The sequence below is a fragment of the Kitasatospora sp. NPDC017646 genome (assembly GCF_044329365.1).
GTDB lineage: Bacteria > Actinomycetota > Actinomycetes > Streptomycetales > Streptomycetaceae > Kitasatospora.
This window is the reverse complement of sequence record NZ_JBIRJC010000002.1, coordinates 235,657-260,235: the sequence shown is the minus strand read 5'-3', so window position 1 is coordinate 260,235 and position 24,579 is coordinate 235,657. Positions and strand designations below refer to the sequence as shown.

The window sequence follows — 24,579 nt, the reverse complement described above, 5'->3', positions numbered from 1 at the left end:
GTCGTCTGGCCTCCTCACGCGTGGACCATCTGCGTCTTCGACTCTCTCACGCGCACAGCAAGCTCTCGGACGGGCCTCACGCCCGACCACGGTGCGAGGGATCGCTGGAATGCTCGGGCCCGGAGGACGATCGGCTGGACGACGCTTCCGTCGGCAATGTCGAGAGCCTCGTGCGCGAGCGCGCAGGCGGCATCGAGGTTGCCCTGTGCGAGCCGTACCTCGGCGAGGTCGAGGGTGAGGACGGCGCGGCCCTTGACGTCGGCGACGGCCCTGCGGCTGATCGCGGTTTGCAGCAGGTTGTCGGCCGCTTCGTGTTCGCCGAGGTGGGTGTAGGCCTCTCCGGCAAGTCCGTCGAGACGCGGGGCTGTGAAGAAGTCGAGGCCTCCCACCGGTTCGTCTGCGAGGTCGAGGTGGTGGGCGGCCTGGTCGAGCGAGGCTAGGGCCCCGGTCCTATCGCCGGCAGCGGCCAACGCGCGGGCAAGGTTGGCGGTGACCCATGCGCGCCGCCGGGGCGCCGCGGTCTCAGCGTGGACGGATGCTTGCTGGAGGAGTACTGCCGCGGTGTCTCGGCGCCCTGCCGTGTACTCGACGATGCTCTGCATGGTGAGGAGCCAAGCGGTCAGGTCGTCGGCCTCGCCTTCGCTGGCGGCGACGGCGCCGAGGTGGAAGTGTGCGTCCGACTTGGCTCGGTCGCCGAGGTCGTGGTGCGCGAGGCCGAGCAGGCCGGAGACAGCGGCCAGTATCCGCACTCCACGGCGCCGGGCGACGAGGGACTGCGGGCGGGCCAGCATCTCGTGGACGCCGACCAACTGTCGCTGCAGAGTGGGCACGGACTCGGCTGGCGGAGTCGAGGGGTAGCGGAACGCGGCGTCGGCTACAGCTGCCTCCAGGTGGCTGAGAGCAGCATCTGACGCAGTGGTGCGGGACAGCATGTCGAGGACTTCCCAGGTCTCGGGTACGGCCGCCGGCCGGTAGGCGGCGGGCTCGGCTGCCTGCTCCCAGGGCCGGTCGGCGAGTCCGAGCATTCGCCCGGGGATGCGTAGGCCGTCGGCGATCCGCTCGATCACGTCCATGCTGGAGACCGTCCGGCCCCCGGTCATGATCTCGGTGACGCGGCTGGTCGACAGCCCCGTGCGCCGGGCGAGCTGGGCGGGACCGACACCCGCCCGAGCGCGGGCGAGCTGGAAGACCGCGCCGATTTCGCGCCGTGCGCACGCGCTCACGAACGCGGGGTCGGTGAGCAGGCTGGCGGGGAGCGGTTCCGGTGTGGGCATCGGGGCGGGGCCTCCCGGGTCGATGGTGGCACGAGAGTACCGGCCACGAGGGCTCCACCGTGGGTACTCACCATGGCCCTAGTGGCAGTCCACGGGGACGCCGATGCTGTGCCCGTGACGACGCATCAACAGCAGCCGACCCAGGCTCAGCTGCAGGGCCACGCCTGCATCCACTGTGGCGAAGAGGACGGCGAGTTGGTTCCCGCGGGCCACTACCCCATGGCGACACGACCAGGGGCCGCGCCGCTCAGCTGGGCCGTGGTGGCTCACCCGAAGTGCATTGAGGAGGAGGCAGCATGCTGAGTACCGACAGCCTGACGGTCGCGGTGGACGGCCACCTGAACCGCACCACACTCCCGGCACTGGAGGCCCTGGACACCCTCTGGCAGACGGTGCGCCAGTTGCCGATCAGCGCATACGAGCTGACAGCGATGGAGCGGCTGCTCGGCTCTGGCGGCACGGCGGACCTCTCGCGCATGATGGACGGCTCGGGCGTCGTCGACTGGCCCCTCGGGCTGACCAGCGGCGGCCAGGCGATCGTCCGCGTGTGGCACGGCGACGGCCTGACCCACGCTCAGCGCGTTGGCGCCCAGTACACCGTCGAAGCGCTGCCCCCCGGCCCTCGCGGAGGCCGGTCATGGGCCATCCGCGACACCGAGACCGACGCCCTGGTGCGGGACGACGAAGGCACCGTGCGCGCGTTCTCCATGGAGTCCAGCGCTCAGGGGTGGGTCCAGCGTCAGGCCTACATCGCTGGCTACCGGGGCCTGCCCGGACGGGAGCTGGCCCAGTGAGCACCGTCGGCGAGGCGTCGGTCGTGCCGGAGGGCGAGGAGCAGATCGAGTACGGGCGGTGCACCGTCTGCGGCCGATGGGTCTACGGCCGATTCATCCAGGACATCACGGCCTACGTCGCCGAGGTCGAGCACTGCCCGTCCCGGGACACCGACCCGAGCACGACCTCGCCGACGCACTGACTGACCACCTCGAGGAGAAGCGCCACCATGGCTGACGAGAAGCCGTTGAGCGAGCGACACGACGACGCTGCCGGCGCGCACACGGACACCGCGCACGAGCAGCACGACAGGGGCAAGCCTGCCGGCCCGTCGATCACCCGCGCGAACAACGCGAAGAAGACCGCGTCGAAGCTCAGGCGCGCGGGCCGGTGACGGGAATCCCGCCCGCAGCATCCTCTGCCAGGGCCACGATGGTGACCCCCAGCAGCGCGAGGAGAACGACGTGAGCGGCACGGTACCCCGAAACGAGCAGGGCCGGTGGCGCGGACAGCGAGGCCGTGCTTCCCGAGGGCCCACCCGAACGCCCCTGCACCCCCCAATGCCGCTGCCGGACGAGATCCCGGCGGTCGAGAACGAGGAGGAGACGACCATGCTGCAGGATGACGGACAGCGGAAGCCGTCCGGTAACCCGGGCGGCTTGGGTCACCCGCCACCGCCGGCGCCGGGGCCGTCCAGCCCGCCCCCGCCCACTCCGCCGCCGACCGAGTAGCAGCGGTGATGGCCGACCGTACGGCGGTACGGCCGGCCTAGTTCTACCGCAGGCGCACTCGCCAGCGGTCCGCTGGCAGCACCATGTCTGCCGTCTCCGCGGGTTTCCCGGAGGAGGCCACTCGGGTTCGCTGGATCAGCCAGGCCGGGACGCCTTGCGGCAGGCCGAGGTGTTCGGCTTCGTCGGCGGTCAGCTGGTGGAGCTGGGCTTCGGCGTCGCATCGTGCCCAGGATCGCGTCCGCGCTCCTCTCCACCAGGTGGTGACGAGGTGGCTGGGCCTGGAGTCGGGGTCGAGGCATTCGTCTCGGCGCCATCGAAGGCGCGCGCCGACGGGCACATGGAGCCGTTGGGCGAGGTCGGCGTCTGCGCGGCAGCTGCCGGTGGCTCCTTCGCCGCCGGGGTATGGCCAGTCTCGATCTGGGTCGAGGAGTGTGCGCACAGCAGGAGGATGCGCCACGAAGAGCCTGGTTCGCTGCGTTCCTTCGAGTTCGCCGCTCCGCCGTAAGAGGGCCATTCCGAGTCGGACGGCGGCATCGGTCGCGCCGAGTTCCGCAGCGAGCTTGGCGCGAGAAGGTAGTTGGCGGCCGGGCGGCCATTCGCCGCTGGCGATCCGTCGGCGGATCTCTGCGGCGACGCGCTGGTATGGCGGCGCGACCCGAGGCATGCACGTCCCTGTACGTCGTCACGGCGGCCCATGGTGGCCGTGACCAAACCGTAGGGATATGTTCGACAGCTTGGGCGCCCAAGCCCTTGCGCTGGTCAGAGGCCCCATCGCAAGCTGTTAGTACAAATCTGAACGAGACAACAGCCTTCGGACTCCAGTTCGAATACCCTGGCCGACTAGATCCATACACCCATCGACCCCCCAGGTGAGTCCTGCGCCTGGGGCCCTCGAACGCGCCGAAGCAAGTCGACGACCACCCCTCTGCCCCGGCGCGAGCGCCCCCGACCGTCGAACCCGGCCGGGGGCGCTCTCACGTCCGCCCCAAACCTGACCAGCGCAAACGCCATGATCATTTAGGGGAAATATTGGGGACGGCTCCCCCGAGTGAGACATCAGGCAGACTCAGATGCCTTACAGGAAGGCTACATAACGAGCATCAGCCCCGGCAGGAAAACCACTCCCCACCAGGGCTGATGTCTGCGTTCTAGCTGTTCACGGGGTGGGCGCGGACGGTTTCGAACCGCCGACATCTGCTTTGTAAGAGCAGCGCTCTACCACTGAGCTACGCGCCCCCGGTCGTGGCCCGGTGGGCGCACGACGAGAGCCTAGGGTACCTGGTCCCGGGGGGTGGTGTGGGCCCCGGGGTGCCGGTGGGGGGCGCGGATCGGGGAGAATGGGCGCGGATCAGCGGGACGGAGCAGGGAGCGCGCAGTGGCGGTGGCCGGCGGGAGCGGGCGGCGGGGGCGGCGTCGGGCGGGGAGTGCGCTGGGCGATGCGCTGGTGTTGCCGGTGGTGCTGGCGGGTGCGTTGGGAGCGGTGGGGCTGGCGTCGGCGGGCAGTGGCGGCTGGTGGGGTCGGCGCGGGGCCGGGGAGGGTGTCCGGGCGGAGGCCAAGGAGGCCCGGGCCGCGGCGCAGGAGGCGTTCTACGAGCTGGACGAGACGCAGCGCGAGGTGCAGCTCGCCGTGGAGACCGTCCGGGCCGCGGAGGAGGGCGCGGGGGCGCAACGGGCGCTGGCCGAGCTGCCCGCCATCTCCGGCCGGGTCGAGCAGGTCACGGTGAACTACCTGGCCGCCCTCGACGCCCATGACCTGGACAACGAGGCCCTGGACGCCGGTTCCGCCGTCCGGGCGCAGCGTCTGCTGGAGGACGTGAAGGGCCAGCTGCACTCCGCCCGCGCCGAGCTGACCGACTTCCTGCGCCGCCTCCAGCCGACCGTCCAGCACGCCGAGCAGCAACTGATGCGGGTCACCCCGGCCGTCGAGCAGGCCAAGCGCGCGCTGCTGCAGGCCACCACCACGCTCGACGGGGTGCGCGGCGCCGGGTTGCGGGCCGACGACCTGGCGGCCCGGCTGGCCGAGCTGGCACCCGAGTTGGGGCGGCTGAACGAGGGGGCGGCGCGGCACGGCGTGGCCGCCACGCTGCAGCGGGCCGAAAACGTGAAGCGGCGCGCGGAGGCGATCACCGCGGACGCCGCCCAGCTGCCCGAGCGGGCCCGCGAGCTCGACCGGCGGGTGTCGAGCCTGCGGACCAGGATCCAGGCGCTGGAGACCAAGGCGGCGACGGTCGACCCGGCGCTGAGCGAGCTGCGCCGCCGGTTCAGCACCGCCTGCTGGCAGGACCTCCAGCGGGTGCCCGAGCAGGTCGCCGAGACCGGCCGGGCCGCGGAGCGCAAGCTCGCCGAGGCCGCCCGGGCCCGGGACGAGCAGCGCTGGGCGGACGCCACGGCCGCGATCGCTACGGTCCGGGCGCTGCTGGAGACCGCGGACGGCTCGGTGCAGGCGGTGAACGACCGGCTCCGGCAGCTGAACGAGGTGCAGCACGATCCGAACCGGGAGGTGGAGCGGGCCCGCTTCGCCGTGCGGGACGCCCAGCGCCTGGCGATGGCCGGCCGCAGCGCGCCGGACCCGCGGCACGCCGCCCCGCTGGACGAGGCGGTGGCCCGGGTGGACCGCGCGGTGGCGACCCTCCAGGCGGCCGGCCGGCACCCGGACTACTGGCACTTCCTGACCGAGCTGGCGGCGGTGCGGGAGACGGCGGCGCGGGTGATCGGCCTGATCCGCGGCGATCTGGGCCAGCACCGCTGAGCACGGTCGGTACCCTGCCGGTATGCCACGCTACGACTTCCGCTGCCGCTCCTGCGGCGCCACCTTCGAGCTCAGCCGCCCGATGGCGCAGGCCAACGACCCCGCTGTCTGCCCCCAGGGCCACCAGGACACCGTGAAGCTGCTGTCCACCGTCGCCGTCACGGGGGCGGCGGCCGGCGGCGCGCCCCAGCAGGCCCCGGGCGGGGGCGGGGGCGGCTGCTGCGGCGGCGGGTGCTGCGGCTAGCGCTGGCCGACCGCAGCCGAGAGGAACCGACGGACGATCTCCTCCCCCGCCGCCACCCCCACCTCCGCAAGGGCGGTGACGGCGGGGGCCGTCCACCCGCTGTCGGCCAGTTCGCCGTGCCCGGGGCGCCACCCGGCGTCGGCGGCGAGCAGCAGGTCGGCGTCCAGCAGCGAGTCCCCGGCCGCCAGCACGGTGGCCGCGCCGCTGCGCCGGACGACCTCGGCCAACGCCACGCTCTTGCACAGCGGTTGGGGCACGGCGTACACCTTGCGGCCCTGCAGCGAGACCCGCCAGCCGCGTTCGGCGCACCAGCCGGTCAGCTCGGCCAGCCAGCCGTCGGGCAGCCGGTCGCGCTCGACGACCAGGTAGGCGAACAGGTCGTCGGCGACCCGCCGTTTGCGGGTCCACTCCGGATCGGCGCAGAGCGCGAGCTGGCGCACCACCTCCGCCGTCGGCGCCGAGCCGGCCGCGATCCGAGTGGTGATCTCGCGGCGCCAGTCCTGGTCGGGCTCGCCGTCCACCAACAGCTGCCCGCCGTTCGCGCAGATCGCGTAAGCCGGCCGCGGGCCGGGCAGGTTGACCCGCCGGTACTGCTCGACGGTCCTGGTGGTGGCGGGCACGAAGTCGGCCTTGCGGCCCAACTCGGCCAGCAGTGCGGCCGCCCGCTCGGTCAGGTAGGACAGCGGCCGCCCGTCCAGCACCTCCACGCAGAGCAGCCGCGGCGCCTCCCGGTCGGGGCCGTCCAGCGCCAGCGCCCGCTCGGAGTAGATGAGCGTACGGTCGAGATCACTGGCCACCAGCACGGCGCCCGCCGGCCCACCACTCATCGCGCCACCCGCCGTCCCGCCACCCATCAGGACTCCCTCCCCCGCACGGCCAGCCCGCTGGCCCCCGTCGCGCCCCGACTGTAGCGGGGGTGGATGAGGCCCACGCAGCTGTACGGCAGCCCGTCCACCTCCTCGACCGGAACGCCGCGCTGCGCGGCGAGCAGCCGCACGTGGTCGAGGTCGGTGCCGGTGCCGCGCCGGGCCAGCACCCGCCACGGGACGCGGCGCAGCAGCACCCGGGTGGTCTCGCCGACCCCGGGCTTCACCAGGTTGACGTCGTCGATCCCGTACTCGGCGCTGATCCGCTCGACGGCGGCCCAGCCGGCCCAGTCGGGGGTGCGGTCCGGATCGGCGGCCAGCCGCTCGGCGCCCTCGACCGCCTGCGCGCGGACGTCGCCGAAGCGCGCGGCCACCGCGGCCAGGAAGGCCTCCGAGACGTCGCCGCCGGCCAGTTCGGCATAGTGCTTGGCCCCGTGGAAGTCGTCCGGACCAATCAGCCCGGCGCGCAGCACGGTGCGCGAAACCAGCCCGGAAACCGTGGAGTTGAGGCAGGCGGAGGGGATGAGGAAGTCGTCCCGGGTACCGTACGTGCGCACGCAGCGGCCGGGGTCGGCGAGCACCGCGAGGTCCGGGTCGAAGCCGGTGCCGGTCAGCGCGTCGGCGAGTTCGCGGGTGATCGCGCCCTTGCCGGTCCAGCCGTCCACGAACACCACGTCCGCCGCCCGGTGGTGGGCCGCCAGGTAGCGCAGGGCGACCCGGTCGATGCCCCGTCCGCGGACGATCGACACCGCGTAGTGGGGTACGTCCAGGCCGTGGGCGAAGGCGAGCCAGCGGCGGACCAGGATGCCGACCGGCGTCCCGGCCCGGGCCAGCGAGGCCAGCACCAGCCCGGGCCCGCGCTCGCGCAGCAGCGTCTCGGCGACGGTGCCGACTGCGAGCGCGATCCGGTCGGCGGAGCCCCGCAGCGCCTGGTGGAACAGCTCCTGGTACTCGGGGCTGGGCCGGTACTCGACCGGCAGCGACTCGGCGTAGTGCGCACCGCCGTTCTGGACTGCCTCCTCGCGCTCCTCGGTGGGGGCCTCCAGCCGGACCTCGGAGAGGTCCTTGAGCAGCCAGGCCACCTCCTCCGGGCGGTACGAGGAGAACGCCGGGCCGTACAGCGGGGCGGGCAGCGCCGGCCGGTGCGAGGGCAGCACCGCGAGGAGCACCCGGCCGGTGACCTGCCGCAGCTGGCGCAGCAGCGCGTACTCCCCCTGGTGCAGGGCCGGGGTGTCGGCCACGTCGTCCACGACCAGCACCACGGCGTCGAAACGGCGGACTCCGTCGGCGCCGGGGGCGACGTTGTAGACGTAGCGTTCGCGCGAGCCGCCGTCCTGGGGGTCGTCGTGGGCGGGGAAGGCCAGCCGGGTGCGGATGGCGTAGCCGGGGTCGTCCACGGCGAGGACGGGCGAGCGGGTGGTGGTGGAGTAGCGGACGCGGTCGCCGCCGAGCCGCTGGGCGAGTGCCTCGGCGAGCCTCAGCGGCGCGTACATCAGCTCCTCGAAGCCGAGCACCAGCACCCGCTCCGCCGTGCCGGACGGAGCCTCCGCGCCCGCCAGGGCCGAGGCCAACTGCTCTGCCAGCGCGGGCAGCACGGCGTCCAGCCGCTCGCGGTCGCGGGCGGTGAAGCCGTGCCGGCCGCCGTCCGGCAGCCCGGCGGGCCAGTCCAGCTCGACCCGGACCAGCGGGGCCGGGTCGACCACCGGGGGCGGGGCGGTCGGGGGCACCGCGGCGATGAGCCGCTCGGCTCGCGCCACGATGTCCTCGGGCAGGTCGACGCCACCGCTCGCGGTGGCCACCACGTCCAGCCGGGCGCCGAGTTCAGCGACGGCCGCGGCGAGCCGGTGCCGGTCCTCGGCCGAGCGCAGGTCGACCAGGGAGACCACCAGGTAGTGGTCGCGGGGGTGGCGGTCGTGCAGTTCGCGGATGGTGTTGAGGACCGTCCGGCCGGTCGAGAGTTCGTCGTCCACCAGCACCAACGGTCCGCCGCCACCCAGGAGTCCGGGATCGACGGGGAGCAGCAGGTGCCCGGTCGCGTGGGAGTGCTCCTCCTCGAAGCCGCCGAGCGGGGGGATCCCCGAGACGGGGCGGCGGGTGGAGTGCAGGTAGGGCGCGTCGAGGCCGTCGGCGACGCTGTGGCCGAGGCCGGTGGCCGTCTCCGCGTAGCCGAGCACGACGGCCCGCGCCGCCGCCTCGCCGCCGAGCAACTCGCGCACGCGCCGACCGAGTTCGAGCCCGGCACCGTGCACCACGGCGGGCCGCTGCGGAACGTGCTTGCCGAGGACGCTGGAGACCAGCAGGTGGGCACGCTTGGGGTTGCCGGAGCGCAGGGCCAGACCGACCAGCTCGGGCAGGCGCTCCGATCCGGTCAGCGCCATCCCGGTCCGCTCGGCGACCCAGCGCCCGGTCCACGTGGTCTGCTGAATACTGCTCGTCACTACTGGTACCGCCTTCGATGCCGCTCGTTCGTGGTGCTCGTTGGTGCTGCTCATCCGCCGGTGCTCGTCCGGTGCCACTCGTCCGCCGGCGCTCATCCGGTGCCGCTCGTCCGCGGACCCCGGTCCGCCGGCGCTCGTCCGGTTCCGACGGCGGATCACGCGCGTCGCTCAGGGATCAGCCGCACAGGCAGGCCGACAGCAGTTCCGCGAAGCTCACGTCCTCGCGGGCCACCCCGAAGACCTCCGCCCGCAGCAGCACCCGCTCCGCCCAGGCGCGGTGCGGCCGGGCCTCGTTCATCTTGTTGGTGTACGCCGAGCGCAGTACCCCGCCGCCGTCCTGCTCCTGCCGGAGGATGTCGCGGGCGTCGCAGTACTCCTCGTGCGTGACCACGGAGAGCGCGTGCACCGCGGGGACGTGACTGGGGTGGATGCAGGTCTTGCCCAGCAGGCCGTTGCTGCGGTCGAGTTCGACCTCGCGGATGAGCCCGTCCAGGTCGTGCTCGATGATCCGGCGGCGGACCTCCTCACCGGAGGCCCGGGCCGTGCCGGCGCTGGCCGCGAACGGGGTGCGGCGCAGCTGCGGCTTGAACATCCGCTCCTGCACCGGGAAGTACTCCCAGACCGGCCCGGTCACGGTGTACCCGGTGCCGTCCGCCCGGCCGAGCACGTTGACCACGTCGCCGATCACCGCCGCGACCAGCGCGACGTCGTACGCGGTGAGGTCCGGTGAGCGCCGCAGCCCGTAGGCGGAGCACAGGTCGGTGACGCCGAGCCGGACGGCGAGCACCCGTTCACGGTGGGCGGCGAGCAGCTCGGCGATGCCGAAGAGCTGCTCGCGCCTGGTCTCCAGGTGGGCGAGTTCGGGCGATTCCAGGACGGGCATGGCGAACAGCCGCCGCCCGGTGGCGGCCTCGGCGGCGGCGACGGCGGACAGGTAGGCGCCGCCGTCCTCGGCCGTGAACTTGGGCAGCACGAAGCCGCTCACCAGTCCGACCGCCGGGCCGAGCCGTTCGGCCAGGTCGAGGATCTGCGCGGCGGCGCGAACCCTGATGAAGAGAAGTGGATGATCATGTGTGCAATCGGTGAAATCATTGACCAGGTCGGTGATCTGCTCGACCAGGTTCCGCTCACCCGCGTCCACCTCGTGGTCGGCGATCGCGTCCTCCAGGCAGAGCACCATCGAAACCACGCCCCGAGCAGCCTGTTTGCGGATGTCGGCAGCCAGCGCGGGCCTGGTGGCGGGACTGTAGAGGGTGCCGCCGAGGGCGGTGGCGAGCACCGCGGGCTCGCTCCGCGCGGTGAACGTCCGTGGCTGCTCCAGGAACAGCCGGGCGCGGACGTCGTCGGCGAGGTGGCCGAAATGGCGCACGGTGGTCTCCCTCGGGGGTGGACGGCCTTCGGCCCGCGGTTTCGCCTGGACGCGCCGCCGACGGACTCCCCTCCGCCGACCCTCCGGGGGCCTGTTCGAACGCCCATCGTACGGACGGATTCCGGCCGCTTCCGGCGCCGGAGCACTGAACTCCCGGAACATCCCGCGAGTGCGGGGCCCGATCGGACGGTCGTCCCCGACCGTGGCGAGGCTGGCGGCAAACCCCGGTCAAGCGCAAGTCTTGGCAAAGTCCGGCCTCACGCGGGCGCTCCCGGTCACGTTGTCCGAAGCGGTGGCGAACAGGCAGGATGGTCCGCTATGACGCACGTGATGGCCAAGGGCGCCAACATCGCACTGCCGGCGGCGGCGGTCCGCGCCGTGCTGCGCTGGAGCGCCACGCCCGGTGCGCCGGACGTGGACGCGTCCGCGCTGCTGCTCGGCGCCAACGGCAAGGTCCGTTCGGACGCCGACTTCGTCTTCTACAACCAGCCGAGGCACCCCTCCGGGCTGGTGCGCCACCTGCCCAAGCAGCACACCTCCGGCGGCGCCGAGATCATCGACACGGTCGAGGTCGAACTCGCCAAGCTGCCCGTCGAGGTGGACCGGGTGGTGCTGGCCGGTTCCTCCGAGGGCGGCCCGTTCCGCACCGTTCCCGGGTTGCGGCTGCTGCTGTTCGACGCCGCGACCGGGGAAGGCGCCGCCCCCCTGGCCGAGTTCGCGATCGACGACGCCGAGAGCGTCACCGCCCTCGTCGCGGCCGAGCTCTACCGGCGCAACGGCACCTGGAAGCTCCGCGCGATCGGCCAGGGCTACACCTCCGGACTGATCGGCCTGGCCACCGACTTCGGCATCACCGTCGAGGACGAGGCGGAGGAGGCCGCGGCAGCTGCGGCGGCCCCGGCGCCCGCGTCCGCCGCCACCCCCACCGGCGCGGTCGACCCGCGTGCCACCCCGCTGACCCACCCGCGCTCCGAGGCCCGACCCGAGCCCGGCACCTTCACCCTGAGCCCGGCCGTTCCGCACCCCCAGCCCCCGGCGCAGCCCACGACCACGCCCGCCCCGGCCCCGGCCGGGGCCATCGCGAACGGCCCGGCGACCCCGCCGCCCGCCGCACCGCCGACCCCGCCCCCGCCCACGGCCCCGCCGGGCATGACGCCCCCGCCGGCGGCCCCGCCCACCATGCCCCCGAACGTCCCGCCGGCCCCGCCCGCGCCGCCGACCCACCACCCGGGCGGCTACGGCTATCCCCAGCAACAGCCCGGCACGGGGTACGGCTACCCGCAGCAGCAGCCCGCGACCGGTTACGGCTACCCCCAGCCCGCCCAGCCGTACCCGCCGCAGCCCCAGCCCCAGCCGGGCACCGGCTACGGCTACCCCCAGCCGAACCCGGCCATCCCCTCGCAGCAGCACCCCGGCAGCTACGGCTACCCGCACCAGCAGCAGCCCGGCACCGGCCAGCAGCCGCCCATCCCGCCGCAGCCCCCGGCGCCGGCCCCGGCACCGACCGGCGAGGAGTTCGCACTGCCCCCGCAGGGCCCGCAGTTCCAGCCCCACTGAGCCCGCACCGACCCGGGCCGCACCGATCCGGTCCGCACCCGCCCGGTCAAGTCCCGGCGGGGCCGCCGGAGAATCACCACGGCCCCGCCGGAGCTCAGTCCTCGCGCCCCGGCTGCTGCCCCTTGTACCCGCGCTGCCACTGCATCCCGAAGCCGTACAGCCGGTCGATGTCCGCCTGGAACCCGTTGACGTACCGCACCTCACGGCGCACCATCAGCTGGTTGTCCCCGGCGTTCTCGATCAGCACCACCGCGCAGGAACGCGCCGCCCGTGCCCGCTCGTCCAGCTTGATCTCGATCCGCGGCCCGCTCTGCGGGACGATCGTTATCACCGCGTGGGTCTGCTCGAAGGCCGGGGTGCCGTCGTAGATGTAGACGAAGATCAGCAACCGCTTGAACTTGTCCTTCTTCTCCAGGTTGACGTACATCGTCTCGCCGGAGGGCGCCCCGTACTGGTCGTCGCCGCTGAGCTTGATGTACGGCGGTTCGCGCAGGTCGCCGAAGAGTTCGCCGAGCGGCTGCACCACGCCCCGGGTGCCGTCGGAGAGTTCGTACATGCAGGCCAGGTCGAGGTCGACGTTCACCTGCTCGTTGCCGCCCGGGGAATCCGGCTCCAGCGGGCTCAGGATCCGTGGGCTGAAGAAGCGCTTGACGGTGTCCCGGGCGCTCGGCCGGGTCGCGCCCGAGCGCATGGTCCAGTGCAGGTTGACGTAGAGGTACCCGGTGGTGGCGGCCGAGCCGGTGAGCGCGTGCTGCGGCGCCGACTTGGTGAGCGTGACCTTGTGCTGGGCACCCGGATTGTCGAAGGTGTAGCTCCTGTCCCCGCGCAGGTACTCCCAGATCGAGACCATCCAGTCCTCTCCCCCTGCCGCCGCCAGACGATCTGACGTTCCGACGTTCCGACGTTCCGACAATCCGCTGCCCGGTGGCCCACCGCCCGACGCTCCCGGCGGCCCACCGCCCAGTGCAACCGGCGATCCACCGCCCGACACTCCGCCGCCCGACGTCCACCGCTCAGCGATCCGCCGGTCCATGATCGGGCATCGGCCCGGACGACGGATACCCGGACTTCCCCTTTCCCTACCCCGCCGGGCCGTTCAAGCCCACCCGTGACGCGAACCGGTGGGTCGATTGGCCCGGGGAAGCCGCCCTCCCGTAACATGCCGCCCCTTCGGACGCGATATCGTCTAGCCGCACAGGTGTCCCGTCCGCCCCTGCGCGGGCGCGGTGGGCATGCCGTGCGGCGACGAACGAGCCGTCAGGCAGTGCCCGCGCGGAGGGTCCTGATCGCCTGTGTCGCACCGTGAACCCGTCCCCTGCGGAAACCCGAGGCCCGACCCGCAATGAACCTGACCTCCATACAGCTGGTCTGGACCGTCATCGGCGGCGCAGCCCTGCTGTTCGTCGCCATCCTGATGGCGACGCTGCGATTCAAGAGCTCGAAGAAGGACGAGTCCGCCGACTCCTGGGAGCGCAGCGAGGACCGCCGCCGCCGCAAGGAGATGATCTACGGCATCTCCTCGTACACCCTGTTGTTCTGCTGCGCCGGCGTCGCGGCCGCACTCTCCTTCCACGGCCTGGTGGGCTTCGGCATCGAGAACCTCGGCCTGTCCAACGGCTGGGAGTACCTCGTCCCGTTCGGCCTGGACGGCGCCGCGATGTTCTGCTCGGTGCTCGCCGTCCGCGAGGCCAGCCACGGCGACGCGGCGCTCGGCTCCCGCCTGCTGGTCTGGGTGTTCGCGATCGCCTCGGCCTGGTTCAACTGGGTCCACGCCCCGCGCGGCCTGGGCCACGCCGGCGCCCCGCAGTTCTTCTCCGGCATGTCGATCTCGGCCGCGATCCTGTTCGACCGCGCGCTCAAGCAGACCCGCAAGGCCGCACTGCGCGAGCAGGGCCTGGTGCCGCGCCCGCTGCCGCAGATCCGCATCGTCCGCTGGCTGCGCGCCCCGCGCGAGACCTACGCGGCCTGGTCGCTGATGCTGCTGGAGAACGTCCGCAGCCTGGACGAGGCGGTGGAGGAGGTGCGCGAGGAGCGCCAGGCGAAGATCGACGCCAAGGTGCGCGCCCGTTCCGCCGACCGCCGCGAGCGGGCCGAGCTGAAGGCCATCTCCCGCCAGGGCGGCATGCTCGCCCGGGCCCGCGGCGGGCGTCAGGTGCCCGCGCTCACGGCGGCCGGAGACGGCCCGAGCGCTACGGAGCCTGCCCTAGCCGCCGGGAGCGCCCACACCACCCCGACCGCGCAGGACCCGTTCGCCCCGACGACCCCGCGTAACTCGTCCACCTCGACGAGCCCGCTGGAGCCGGCCGCCCTGGACGCCGGCCGCCGCCGCGCCGCCGTCGACTCGTCCTACTCCTTCTCCTCGACGAGCGGCTCGACCAGCAGCTCGACCTCGTCCTTCCGCAGCTCGACGATCGACCTGACGGCCGACGACGACACCCTGTCGATGCCGAAGCTGGACTCGCTGGAGCGCAAGCTGCGCGCGATCGAGCAGCAGCTGGGCTGACCCCGGCACCGCAGGAGCCATGCGAACGGCCGCCCCCGGAATCCCGGGGGCGGCCGTCGTGCTTCGCCGGAGAACCGTCGCGAACTACTGCCCGCTGCCCACCAGTTCCCTCTCGTCCGCCGCCGCCTCGCGCCGGTTGCGCAGCATCGAGGAGGCCAGGGCCAGTCCGATGAAGGCGACGCCGATCAGGCCGGTGACGATCTCCGGGATGTGGTACTTGATCCCGACCAGCAGGATCACCGCCAGCGCGCCGATCGCGTAGTGGGCACCGTGCTCCAGGTAGACGTAGTCGTCCAGGGTGCCCTTGCGGACGAGGAAGACGGTCAGCGAGCGGATGTACATCGCGCCGATGCCCAGGCCCAGGGTGATCTGGAAGATGTCGCTGGAGATCGCGAAGGCGCCGACCACGCCGTCGAAGGAGAACGAGGCGTCCAGCACTTCCAGGTAGAGGAACAGGAAGAACGCGGCCTTGCCGGCAACCTGGACGACCGACTTGCCGGCCTTCTCGGCCTCCTCCTCGCGCTCGGCCTCCTCCTCCAGGCCCGATTCGAAGATCGACGACAGGCCGTTGACAGCGAGGTAGGTGATCAGGCCGAGCACACCGGCCAGCAGAACGGTTTCGGCGTGCTCCGCCGCGAAGAAGCGCGAGGCCAGCACCAGCGCGACCAGGGCGACGACGCTGGAGAGGGCGTCCAGCTTGCCGACCTTCTCCAGCGGGCGCTCCAGCCAGCCCAGCCAGTTGTGCTCCTTCTCGTCGAACACGAAGTCCAGGAAGATCATCAGCAGGAAGACGCCGCCGAAGGCCGCGATGGCCGGGTTGGCCGCCTCCAGGTACTGGCCGTAGGTGAGGCCGTCATGGGTCTTGTCGGAGTGCAGGGCGAGGTCGATGACCGTCGCCGGGTTGAGCTTCGCGGTGAGACCCACGACCAGCAGCGGGAAGACCAGCCGCATCCCGAAGACGGCGATCAGCACACCGACCGTCAGGAAGATCTTCTGCCAGTACGGGTTCATCCGCTTCAACACCGTGGCGTTGACCACCGCGTTGTCGAAGGACAGGGAGATCTCCAGGATGGAGAGGATCAGCACGATGCCGAAGCCTTGGGCTCCCCAGAGCAGTCCGGCCGCGATCAGGCCTAGTGCGGTGATCGCGAACGACCAGCCGAATGTGCGGAGGAACACGGGAGTTGGCTACCTTTCGGGTTCTGGCCGTGCCGGGGCGGCCTGGTCCCGAGGCGCCCGGCCGGGCCGGGCCCGGTCAGGTCACCCCCGCACTGCCCTCTGTTCTCATGATCGTGATCATTTGATCGTGGATCGGGTGCGATAAGTCCGATTTACGCCCTTACTGTACGTTGACGCCGAAGTCGAGCGCGATCCCGCGCAGGCCGGAGGCGTAGCCCTGGCCCACCGCGCGGAACTTCCACTCGCCCGCGTAGCGGTACAGCTCGCCGAAGATCATCGCCGTCTCGCTGGACGCGTCCTCGGACAGGTCGTAGCGCGCGATCTCCTGGCCGTCGACGGAGTTGACGACCCGGATGTAGGCGTTGCGGACCTGTCCGAAGTTCTGCAGCCGGGCCTCGGCCTCGTAGATCGAGACCGCGAAGACCACCTTGTCCGCCTGGGCCGGGACCAGCTCCAGGTTGACCAGGACCAGCTCGTCGTCACCCGTGTCGTCGCCGCCCACGAGGTTGTCGCCCTGGTGCTCCACCGAGCCCTCGGGGCTCTTGAGGTTGTTGTAGAAGACGAAGTACTCGTCGCCGAGCACCCGTCCGCCACCACAGATCAGGGCGCTCGCGTCGAGGTCGAACGGTGCGCCCGTGGTCGAACGGGCGGACCAGCCGAGGCCGATCTGGACCTGCGTCAGGTTCGGCGCGGCCTTGGTGAGCGAGACGTTCCCGCCCTTGGCGAGCGTGACCACCATGGTGTTCTTCCTCCCTTGCTTCTCCCGGGGCGCCTTACAGGTGTAATCCCCCGCGACCCCGGCCGGCCCGCTTCGGCCGGCTGAACTTCCTGAACTCACATCCTCGCAGCGCGGCGGACCCCGACGAAGCCGGGGCGGGGGGGGGGGGCCGGGGGGGGGGGGGGGCGCCCCGCGGCCCCGCCCCCCCCCCCCCCCCCCCCCCCCGCAACAACACCAAAGAACCACAAAGCAGGGGGGGCCCCCCCCCCCCACGCGGGGGCGCCCCCGCCCGGGGGGGGGCGGGGCCCGCCCCGGGGAATCCGGCGCAAATCCCTTGCGCCGCAGGAAGACTCAGACGTTGACGCCGAAGTCCTGGGCGATGCCGCGCAGGCCGGAGGCGTAACCCTGGCCGATGGCGCGGAACTTCCACTCGCCGCCGTTGCGGTACAGCTCGCCGAAGACCATCGCGGTCTCGGTGGAGGCGTCCTCGGAGAGGTCGTAGCGCGCCAGCTCCGCGTTGTTCTCCTGGTTCACCACCCGGATGAAGGCGTTGCGCACCTGGCCGAAGTTCTGGCCCCGGTTCTCGGCGTCGTAGATCGACACCGGGAAGACGATCTTCTGCACGTCCGCCGGGACGCCCGCCAGGTTGACCTTGATCGCCTCGTCGTCGCCCTCGCCCTCACCCGTCCGGTTGTCACCGGTGTGCTCCACGGAGCCGTCCGGGCTCTTCAGGTTGTTGAAGAACACGAAGTTGCCGTCCGAGCCGACCTTGCCCTGCTCGTTGCAGAGCAGCGCGCTGGCGTCCAGGTCGAAGTCCGTCCCGGTGGTGGTCCGGACGTCCCAGCCCAGGCCGACCACGACGGCCTGGAGCCCGGGGGCCTCCTTGGTGAGCGAGACGTTGCCGCCCTTGCTGAGGCTGACTCCCACTTGTCCTCCAAGAATCGGGAGGCACCGGCCGGTGCCCCCGGTGGTGCGGTTCGAGGCGCCGACCTCCGAAAACGGACGTACGCCCCACTCCGCCAACGGCCCGAGCGTAGTACCGGGTTCCCGCACGTACGGCCGAACGGGCGAGGCGGACGCGTCGCGGGGGCCGTACGGGTGGTTCGCGCGGGCCTCAGAGGGCGGCCAGGACCTTCAGGTACTCCTGCTCGTCCCGGGCGTCCGGGAGGCCGTTCACGACGCTCCAGCGCACCGTGCCGGCCTTGTCGATCACGAAGGTGCCGCGCAGCGGGCAGCCCTTCTCCTCGTCCAGCACGCCGTACGCCCGGGCGACCTCGCCGTGCGGCCAGAAGTCCGCCAGCAGCGGGAACTCCAGGCCCTCTCGGTCGGCGAACACGCGCTGGCTGAACTGCGAGTCGCAGGAGACGCCGAGCACCTGGACGTCGTCGTTCTGCAGCCCGGCCAGCTCGCGCTGGATCGCGCCCAGCTCGCCGGTGCACACGCCGGTGAAGGCGAACGGGTAGAAGACCAGGACGACGTGCCGGCGGCCGCGGAAGTCGGCCAGCCGGACCGTCTCCCCGTGCTGGGTGCGGAGCTCGAAGTCCGGAGCCGGGGTGCCGACCTCGATGGCCATGAGCGGGACCTTTCTGACGCGAGCGGGCCGCGCGGCGGGCACGGCAGGCGACATCCTCGCATCCGTTCACCCGCGTTCGGCCGAACGGATGACCCGCTCCGCCGGGCGGCCCAGGCCTTCCGCCCTGAGCGAACGCGGCCGACGGGCCCGGGGAGGACCGCAAGGAGCCGGGGACAACCGGCGAGGGGACCGGGGAATGCGCCGGGCCCCGCCGGAGGAGATCTCCGGCGGGGCCCGGTACGGGGCTCAGGGGCCCGTTCAGCGCTGCTTGGGCTGCTTGGCCGTGGACTTGGTCGCCAGGCGGGTGGCCGCCCAGTCCTTGGCGATCGCGATCGAGCTGGTCTGCGAGAGGCCCGCGGTCTTCGCCGCGTCCGCGATGTCGGAGGCCTCGATGTGGCCGTCCCGACCGGTCTTGGGCGTCAGCAGCCAGATCAGACCGCCCTCGGCCAGGTATTCCAGGGCGTCGACGAGGGCGTCGGTGAGGTCCCCGTCGTCGTCGCGGTGCCACAGCAGGACGGCGTCCGCGACGTCGTCGTAGTCCTCGTCGACGAGATCCGTCCCGGTGATCTCCTCGATGCCCTCGCGGAGATCCTGGTCAGTGTCTTCGTCGTACCCCAGCTCCTGGACGATCTGACCTTCCTCGAAGTTCAGACGGGTCGCCGGGTTGGACTTGTCCGCGGGGTCCGCGGTCGCGCTCACGGGAATAACCTCCAGTATTCGGCTCGGCGTCCATGCCGAGGCTGTGGCCGTAGTCCACACGGGCGCGGCGGTTCGCGCAAGTACCCGACCGCCGATCCCCTCCAAAGGTTGACGTGTCACAGCGGGACACGCCGGTCGACGTGTCGGGAATCACACCGATTTGCCCTTCTCTGCATGGGACAAGGATGCTTCGGGTGGTCCCGGCCCACAGGCCGTACGCGTGCCCGAGATGCGAACGACATTCGGGGTCCGCACGTGCGCGGGCGTAGAGTCTCCTGTTGGCCCTCACCCCGGCCACCCGCCATCGGGTGGACGGGACACCAGGTCGGACCACCTCTTTTCGTAACACCCGGGGGTGTTCGGAGCGGACGAAGACGCCCGCGACGCGCGCCGCCAAGCCGCTCCGCCCACCAGGCGGAACGGTTACCGATCGGTAGAGATGACGGATCTCCGAGCGCGGTAGCACGATGGAGGCGGCGCGACACACCTCTAGTTTCGACCGACAGTGAAGGAACAGCGTGGCTTCCGGATCCGATCGCAACCCGATCATCATTGGCGGCCTTCCGAGTCAGGTCCCGGACTTCGATCCCGAGGAGACCGCGGAATGGCTGGAGTCGCTCGATGCGGCCATCGACGAGCGGGGGCGTGAGCGTGCCCGTTACCTGATGCTGCGGCTGATCGAGCGCGCCCGCGAGAAGCGTGTCGCCGTGCCCGAGATGCGCAGCACGGACTACGTCAACACCATCGCAACCAAGGACGAGCCGTTCTTCCCCGGCAACGAGGAGATCGAGCGCAAGATCCTCAACGCGACCCGCTGGAACGCGGCCGTGATGGTCTCCCGGGCGCAGCGCCCGGGCATCGGCGTGGGTGGCCACATCGCCACCTTCGCCTCCTCCGCGTCGCTCTACGACGTGGGCTTCAACTACTTCTTCCGCGGCAAGGACGCCGAGGGCGAGTCCGGCGACCAGGTCTTCTTCCAGGGCCACGCCTCCCCCGGCATCTACGCCCGCGCCTTCCTCCTGGACCGACTCACCGAGCAGCAGCTCGACGCGTTCCGCCAGGAGAAGTCGAAGGCCCCGTACGGTCTGTCCAGCTACCCGCACCCGCGGCTGATGCCGGACTTCTGGGAGTTCCCGACCGTCTCGATGGGCCTCGGCCCGCTCGGCGCGATCTACCAGGCCCGGATGAACCGCTACCTGGAGCACCGGGGCATCAAGGACACCTCCGACTCGCACGTCTACGCCTTCCTCGGCGACGGCGAGATGGACGAGCCCGAGTCGCTCGGCCAGCTGTCCCTGGCCGCGCGTGAGGGCCTGGACAACCTGACCTTCGTGGTCAACTGCAACCTGCAGCGCCTCGACGGCCCGGTCCGCGGCAACGGCAAGATCATCCAGGAGCTGGAGTCCCAGTTCCGGGGCGCCGGCTGGAACGTGATCAAGCTCATCTGGGACCGCAGCTGGGACCCGCTGCTCGCGCAGGACCGCGACGGCGTCCTGGTGAACAAGATGAACACCACGCCGGACGGCCAGTTCCAGACCTACGCCACCGAGACCGGCGACTACATCCGCGAGCACTTCTTCGGCGGCGACCTGCGCCTGCGCGCCATGGTCGAGAACATGACCGACCAGCAGATCCAGCACCTGGGTCGCGGCGGCCACGACCACAAGAAGATCTACGCGGCGTTCAAGGCGGCCCGCGAGCACAAGGGCCAGCCGACGGTCATCCTGGCCCAGACGGTCAAGGGCTGGACGCTGGGCCCCAACTTCGAGGGCCGCAACGCCACCCACCAGATGAAGAAGCTGACGGTCGACGACCTGAAGCGCTTCCGGGACCGGCTGCACCTGCCGATCACCGACAAGCAACTGGACGAGGGCTACCCGCCCTACTACCACCCGGGCCGCGACTCGGAGGAGATCCAGTACATGCACGACCGCCGCCAGGGCCTCGGCGGCTTCGTGCCCACGCGCAAGGTGCGCCCGCGCCAGCTGACACTGCCCGGCGACGACGCGTACAAGGCGGTCAAGAAGGGTTCCGGCAACCAGACCATCGCCACCACCATGGCGTTCGTCCGGCTGCTCAAGGACCTGATGCGGGACAAGGGCATCGGCAACCGCTTCGTGCCGATCGCGCCGGACGAGTACCGCACCTTCGGCATGGACTCGCTGTTCCCGTCGGCGAAGATCTACAACCCGATGGGCCAGACCTACGAGTCGGTCGACCGCGACCTGCTGCTGGCCTACAAGGAGTCGCCGACCGGCCAGATGCTGCACGACGGCATCTCCGAGGCCGGCTGCACCGCCTCGCTGATCGCCGCCGGTTCGTCCTACGCGACCCACGGCGAGCCGCTGATCCCGGTCTACGTCTTCTACTCGATGTTCGGGTTCCAGCGCACCGGCGACCAGTTCTGGCAGATGGCCGACCAGCTGGCCCGCGGCTTCGTGCTCGGCGCCACCGCCGGTCGCACCACCCTGACCGGTGAGGGCCTGCAGCACGCCGACGGCCACTCGCACCTGCTGGCCTCGACCAACCCCGGCGTCGTCGCGTACGACCCGGCGTACGGCTTCGAGATCGCGCACATCGTCCAGGACGGTCTGCGCCGGATGTACGGCTCCACGGCCGAGCACCCGCACGGCGAGGACGTGTTCTACTACCTCACCGTCTACAACGAACCGATCAAGATGCCGGCCGAGCCCGAGAACGTGGACGTCGAGGGCATCCTCAAGGGTCTGCACAAGTACGCGCCGGGCACCGCCGGCCAGATCCCGGCCCAGATCCTCGCCTCCGGCGTGGCCGTGCCGTGGGCCCTGGAGGCCCAGCGCATCCTCGCCGAGGAGTGGAACGTCAAGGCCGACGTCTGGTCCGCGACCTCCTGGAACGAGCTGCGCCGCGACGCGGTGGAGGCCGAGGAGTTCAACCTGCTGCACCCCGAGGAGCAGCAGCGCGTGCCGTACGTCACCCAGAAGCTCCAGGGCGCCGAGGGCCCGATCGTCGCGGTGTCCGACTGGATGCGCGCGGTGCCGGACCAGATCGCCCGCTGGGTGCCGGGCCAGTACCAGTCGCTGGGCGCCGACGGCTTCGGCTTCGCCGACACCCGTGGCGCGGCCCGTCGCTTCTTCCACATCGACGCCCAGTCGGTCGTGCTGGGGGTGCTCACCGAGCTCGCCAAGCAGGGCAAGGTGGACCGCTCGGTGCTGAAGGACGCGATCGACCGCTACCAGCTGCTGGACGTGGCCGCGGCCGACCCGGGTGCCGCCGGCGGCGACGCCTGATCACCCGCTAGTGCCTGAAAGGGCCGGACCCCTCGTGGGGGTCCGGCCCTTTCGGTCTCTCCCGGGCCCGGTCAGATGTGCACGGACGGGCCCGCGTCGGTGCTGCCGCGGCGGGTCAGCAGGGCGAGCAGGGCGGCGGCGAAGGCGACCACGGCGGCCACCACGAAGGCCAGCGACATGCCGCTGACGAAGGAGTGGTGCACGGCATCGGCCATCGCGTCCACCGCCTGCTGCGGGGTGCCGGGCGGGGCCGGCGGGGTGATGCCCAGCTGGGCGGCCTGCTTCAGGCCCTCGGCCTGCGGGCCCTCGACCGGCGGCAGGCCCGCCTTCGCCCAGTCGCCGGGCAGTACGTCGCCGACCTTGGCGGCCATCAGGGCGCCCAGCACGGCGGTGCCGAGGCTGCCGCCGACCTGCATGGCGGCCTGCTGGAGGCCGCCGGCCACGCCGGACAGCTCCAGCGGGGCGTTGCCGACGATGACCTCGGTGGCGCCGACGATGACCGGGCTGATGCCGAGGCCCATCAGGACGAACCAGAGCGACATCACGCCGGTGCCGGAGCCGGTGTCCAGGGTGGACATGCCGACCATGGCGCCGGTGGTGAGCAGCATCCCGACCATGATCGGGATCCGCGGGCCGAGTTTGCCGATCGCGATGCCGGCCAGCGGCGAGCCGACGATCATCATGCCGGTCATCGGCAGCAGGTGGACGCCGGCGTCGACCGGCTTCATCCCGTGCACGTTCTGCAGGTAGAAGGTCACGAAGAAGATCGCGCCGAAGAACGCGAAGGCCATCAGCACCATCAGCAGCACGCCCGCCGACAGCGGCACCGAGCGGAACAGGCTGAGCGGGATCAGCGGCTCCTCCGCCCGGCCCTGCCAGAGCGCGAAGAGCACCATCAGCACCACGGCGCCGCCCAGGAACAGCAGCGTCCGCCCGTCGCCCCAGCCCCACTCGGGGGCCTTGATGATGCCGAAGACCAGGGCGAACATCCCGACCGAGAGCAGTGCGATGCCCGGCAGGTCGAAGGACTTGGCGGCGTTCTCGGCCCGCACGTCACGCAGGATCCACAGGCCGAGGGCGAGCGCGATCAGGCCGACCGGGATGTTGATGAAGAACACCGACTCCCAGCTGACGTGCTCGACCAGCAGGCCGCCGACGATCGGGCCGGCCGCGGTGGAGGCGCCGATCACGCCGCCCCAGATGCCGATGGCCATGTTGAGCCGCTCGGCCGGGAAGGCCCCGCGCAGCAGGCCGAGCGCGGCCGGCTGGAGCAGCGCGCCGAACAGGCCCTGGAGCACCCGGAAGGCGATCACGGTCTGGATGTTGCCCGCGAAGCCGATCGCGGCCGAGGTGGCGGCGAAGCCGACCGCGCCGACCAGGAAGGTGCTCTTGTGGCCGAAGCGGTCGCCGATCTTGCCGGCGGTGATCAGGAAGACGGCGAGCGCCAGCAGGTAGCCGCTGGTGACCCACTGGATCTCGGAGGGGGCGGCCTTCAGCTTCTCCTGGATCACCGGGTTGGCGATCGCGACGATGGTGCCGTCCAGGGCGACCATCATGACGCCGACCGCGACGGTCAGCAGGGTGAGCCAGGGGTGCCCCTTGAGCCCTCCCCCGGACGACGGATTCGGTGGCGGCGGTGCGTCCGCCTCGGAGTTCTTGACGACGGACTGACTCATCTGGGCCCTCCGGGGGCTGGCAGAGACCGGGACATGACGGTGGCGCTGCGACGACCCACCCGTCCCCACGAGTGCCCGGCCGAAGAGCGCCACTCCGGAAGATTATGTCAGTCGCTGACATTCGGCAAACAATGACTTCTGACCTGCACTGACATTTGTCAGGCGGCTAAGGTTGAGCTCCACCCTCCGCACCAGCGCCCCCGGAAGGCCCCCGCCATGGCCGCACGCACCCCCCATCCCGTCGGCACCCCGGAGGACCTCGGCCGGGCACCCGGCCTCCGGGAGCGCAAGAAGCAGCAGACCCGGGCCGCCCTGGTGCAGGCCGCCCACGCGCTCTTCCTCGGCCAGGGCTTCGCCAGGACCACCGTCGACGAGATCGCCTCCGCCGTCGACGTCTCCCAGCGCACCTTCTTCCGGTACTTCGCCAACAAGGACGAGGTCGCCCTCGCCGTGATGGCCGACGCCGAGGACTACTTCATCGAGTGCCTGCGCCACCGCCCGGCCGAGGAGACCCCGCTCCAGGCCCTGCGCGCCTCGATCGTCAAGGCCTGGCGCGACCTCGGGAACGCCCGGACCTCCGGCCCCGGCTCGATCAGCAGCGCCCTCGAACTGCTGCGGATCATCGAGGAGACGCCCGCGCTGCTCGCCGCCCACCTGCGCCGGGTCACCGAACAGGAGCGGCTGGTGGTCAAGGTGCTCGCCGAACGCGAGGGGCTGGACCCGGCCCGGGACCTGCGCCCGGTCGTGCTCGCCGCCGTCTTCGGCAGCCTGCTGCGCGCCGCCCACCTCTCCTGGACCGCCGAACAGGAACCGGCTGGCCCCGAGGGCATGGTCGTGGTGATCGAGCGCTACTTCGACCAGCTCGGCCCCGCCCTGGCCGGGCACTGGCGGCCCTGAGCGCGCGGGTCATACCCCGGTAGTACGCCGGATCCCGGTCCCCGGTCGGACGCCGGGCCGCCA

Annotated in this window: 21 protein-coding genes and 1 tRNA gene; 9 read left to right on the top strand and 13 right to left on the bottom strand. The window is 71.8% G+C overall.

Features of this window, described 5'->3' with window-relative positions:
- Positions 1–14: 14 nt before the first annotated feature.
- A complete protein-coding gene (locus ACH4J0_RS04235) occupies positions 15–1,274 on the bottom strand; it encodes a helix-turn-helix domain-containing protein (RefSeq protein WP_396236142.1) in 1,260 nt (419 codons plus the stop codon).
- 296 nt (positions 1,275–1,570) lie between these two features.
- On the opposite strand from ACH4J0_RS04235, the gene ACH4J0_RS04230 reads away from it, so the two are divergent.
- Genes ACH4J0_RS04230 through ACH4J0_RS04220 form a run of 3 tightly spaced genes read left to right on the top strand, consistent with a single transcriptional unit; the run spans position 1,571 to position 2,442 of the window.
- Positions 1,571–2,068: a hypothetical protein gene (locus ACH4J0_RS04230; protein ID WP_396236141.1), complete on the top strand. Its 498-nt coding sequence runs from the start codon at positions 1,571–1,573 to the stop codon at positions 2,066–2,068.
- Positions 2,065–2,250, top strand: a complete 186-nt coding sequence (locus tag ACH4J0_RS04225) for a hypothetical protein (RefSeq protein ID WP_396236140.1) — start codon at positions 2,065–2,067, stop codon at positions 2,248–2,250. Before ACH4J0_RS04230 ends, ACH4J0_RS04225 begins: the two co-directional genes overlap by 4 nt.
- 27 nt (positions 2,251–2,277) lie before the next feature.
- The gene (locus tag ACH4J0_RS04220) at positions 2,278–2,442 is read left to right on the top strand and encodes a hypothetical protein (protein WP_396236139.1); all 165 of its coding nucleotides are present in this window, start codon (positions 2,278–2,280) and stop codon (positions 2,440–2,442) included.
- Between the two features lie 380 nt (positions 2,443–2,822).
- On the opposite strand, the gene ACH4J0_RS04215 is transcribed toward ACH4J0_RS04220, so the two are convergent.
- Both ACH4J0_RS04215 and ACH4J0_RS04210 read right to left on the bottom strand, forming a co-directional pair.
- Positions 2,823–3,443, bottom strand: a complete 621-nt coding sequence (locus ACH4J0_RS04215) for a GntR family transcriptional regulator (protein WP_396236138.1) — start codon at positions 3,441–3,443, stop codon at positions 2,823–2,825.
- Between the two features lie 500 nt (positions 3,444–3,943).
- Positions 3,944–4,015: transfer RNA gene (locus ACH4J0_RS04210), tRNA-Val, on the bottom strand.
- 139 nt (positions 4,016–4,154) lie between these two features.
- Here ACH4J0_RS04210 and ACH4J0_RS04205 point away from each other — a divergent pair.
- Both ACH4J0_RS04205 and ACH4J0_RS04200 read left to right on the top strand, forming a co-directional pair.
- Positions 4,155–5,528, top strand: coding sequence for a hypothetical protein (locus ACH4J0_RS04205; RefSeq protein WP_396236137.1), 1,374 nt, complete (start codon positions 4,155–4,157; stop codon positions 5,526–5,528).
- A 22-nt stretch (positions 5,529–5,550) separates the two neighbouring features.
- The gene (locus ACH4J0_RS04200; protein ID WP_396236136.1) at positions 5,551–5,772 is read left to right on the top strand and encodes a zinc ribbon domain-containing protein; all 222 of its coding nucleotides are present in this window, start codon (positions 5,551–5,553) and stop codon (positions 5,770–5,772) included.
- Here ACH4J0_RS04200 and ACH4J0_RS04195 read toward each other — a convergent pair.
- The 3 genes from ACH4J0_RS04195 to ACH4J0_RS04185 form a co-directional block, all read right to left on the bottom strand.
- Positions 5,769–6,626: an HAD family hydrolase gene (locus tag ACH4J0_RS04195; RefSeq protein ID WP_396236135.1), complete on the bottom strand. Its 858-nt coding sequence runs from the start codon at positions 6,624–6,626 to the stop codon at positions 5,769–5,771. The two genes, ACH4J0_RS04200 and ACH4J0_RS04195, sit on opposite strands and share 4 nt — an antisense overlap.
- Positions 6,626–9,016 carry a phosphoribosyltransferase gene (locus tag ACH4J0_RS04190; protein ID WP_396236518.1) on the bottom strand — a complete coding sequence of 797 codons (2,391 nt, stop codon included), beginning with the start codon at positions 9,014–9,016 and terminating at the stop codon, positions 6,626–6,628. The genes ACH4J0_RS04195 and ACH4J0_RS04190 overlap by 1 nt, the downstream gene beginning before the upstream one ends.
- Before the next feature lie 235 nt (positions 9,017–9,251).
- Positions 9,252–10,445, bottom strand: a complete 1,194-nt coding sequence (locus ACH4J0_RS04185) for an HpcH/HpaI aldolase/citrate lyase family protein (protein ID WP_396236134.1) — start codon at positions 10,443–10,445, stop codon at positions 9,252–9,254.
- Between the two features lie 318 nt (positions 10,446–10,763).
- On the opposite strand from ACH4J0_RS04185, the gene ACH4J0_RS04180 reads away from it, so the two are divergent.
- On the top strand, positions 10,764–12,002 hold the full coding sequence (locus tag ACH4J0_RS04180; RefSeq protein WP_396236133.1) for a TerD family protein: 1,239 nt from the start codon (positions 10,764–10,766) through the stop codon (positions 12,000–12,002).
- A gap of 94 nt (positions 12,003–12,096) precedes the next feature.
- Here ACH4J0_RS04180 and ACH4J0_RS04175 read toward each other — a convergent pair whose 3' ends face one another.
- A complete protein-coding gene (locus ACH4J0_RS04175; protein WP_396236132.1) occupies positions 12,097–12,852 on the bottom strand; it encodes a Tellurium resistance in 756 nt (251 codons plus the stop codon).
- A gap of 492 nt (positions 12,853–13,344) precedes the next feature.
- On the opposite strand from ACH4J0_RS04175, the gene ACH4J0_RS04170 reads away from it, so the two are divergent.
- A complete protein-coding gene (locus ACH4J0_RS04170) occupies positions 13,345–14,505 on the top strand; it encodes a DUF2637 domain-containing protein (protein ID WP_396236131.1) in 1,161 nt (386 codons plus the stop codon).
- 84 nt (positions 14,506–14,589) lie between these two features.
- Here ACH4J0_RS04170 and ACH4J0_RS04165 read toward each other — a convergent pair whose 3' ends face one another.
- The 5 genes from ACH4J0_RS04165 to ACH4J0_RS04145 form a co-directional block, all read right to left on the bottom strand.
- Positions 14,590–15,684 (bottom strand): DUF475 domain-containing protein, encoded by a 1,095-nt coding sequence (locus ACH4J0_RS04165; RefSeq protein ID WP_396236130.1) that lies wholly within the window; start codon positions 15,682–15,684, stop codon positions 14,590–14,592.
- Between the two features lie 160 nt (positions 15,685–15,844).
- On the bottom strand, positions 15,845–16,423 hold the full coding sequence (locus tag ACH4J0_RS04160; RefSeq protein ID WP_396236129.1) for a TerD family protein: 579 nt from the start codon (positions 16,421–16,423) through the stop codon (positions 15,845–15,847).
- Positions 16,424–16,753: 330 nt separating this feature from the next.
- A complete protein-coding gene (locus ACH4J0_RS04155; protein WP_030287535.1) occupies positions 16,754–17,329 on the bottom strand; it encodes a TerD family protein in 576 nt (191 codons plus the stop codon).
- 187 nt (positions 17,330–17,516) lie between these two features.
- On the bottom strand, positions 17,517–17,975 hold the full coding sequence (locus tag ACH4J0_RS04150) for a peroxiredoxin (protein WP_396236128.1): 459 nt from the start codon (positions 17,973–17,975) through the stop codon (positions 17,517–17,519).
- A gap of 258 nt (positions 17,976–18,233) precedes the next feature.
- Entirely contained in the window at positions 18,234–18,674 is a 441-nt protein-coding gene (locus ACH4J0_RS04145; protein ID WP_396236127.1) for a DUF3052 domain-containing protein, read from the bottom strand.
- Between the two features lie 518 nt (positions 18,675–19,192).
- On the opposite strand from ACH4J0_RS04145, the gene aceE reads away from it, so the two are divergent.
- Positions 19,193–21,943, top strand: coding sequence for a pyruvate dehydrogenase (acetyl-transferring), homodimeric type (gene aceE / locus ACH4J0_RS04140; protein WP_396236126.1), 2,751 nt, complete (start codon positions 19,193–19,195; stop codon positions 21,941–21,943).
- Positions 21,944–22,014: 71 nt separating this feature from the next.
- Here the strand turns inward: aceE and ACH4J0_RS04135 are convergent, their stop codons facing one another.
- Positions 22,015–23,619: an MFS transporter gene (locus tag ACH4J0_RS04135; RefSeq protein ID WP_396236125.1), complete on the bottom strand. Its 1,605-nt coding sequence runs from the start codon at positions 23,617–23,619 to the stop codon at positions 22,015–22,017.
- A 216-nt stretch (positions 23,620–23,835) separates the two neighbouring features.
- Here ACH4J0_RS04135 and ACH4J0_RS04130 point away from each other — a divergent pair, with 216 nt between their 5' ends.
- A complete protein-coding gene (locus ACH4J0_RS04130) occupies positions 23,836–24,516 on the top strand; it encodes a TetR/AcrR family transcriptional regulator (protein WP_396236124.1) in 681 nt (226 codons plus the stop codon).
- Positions 24,517–24,579: the final 63 nt, after the last annotated feature.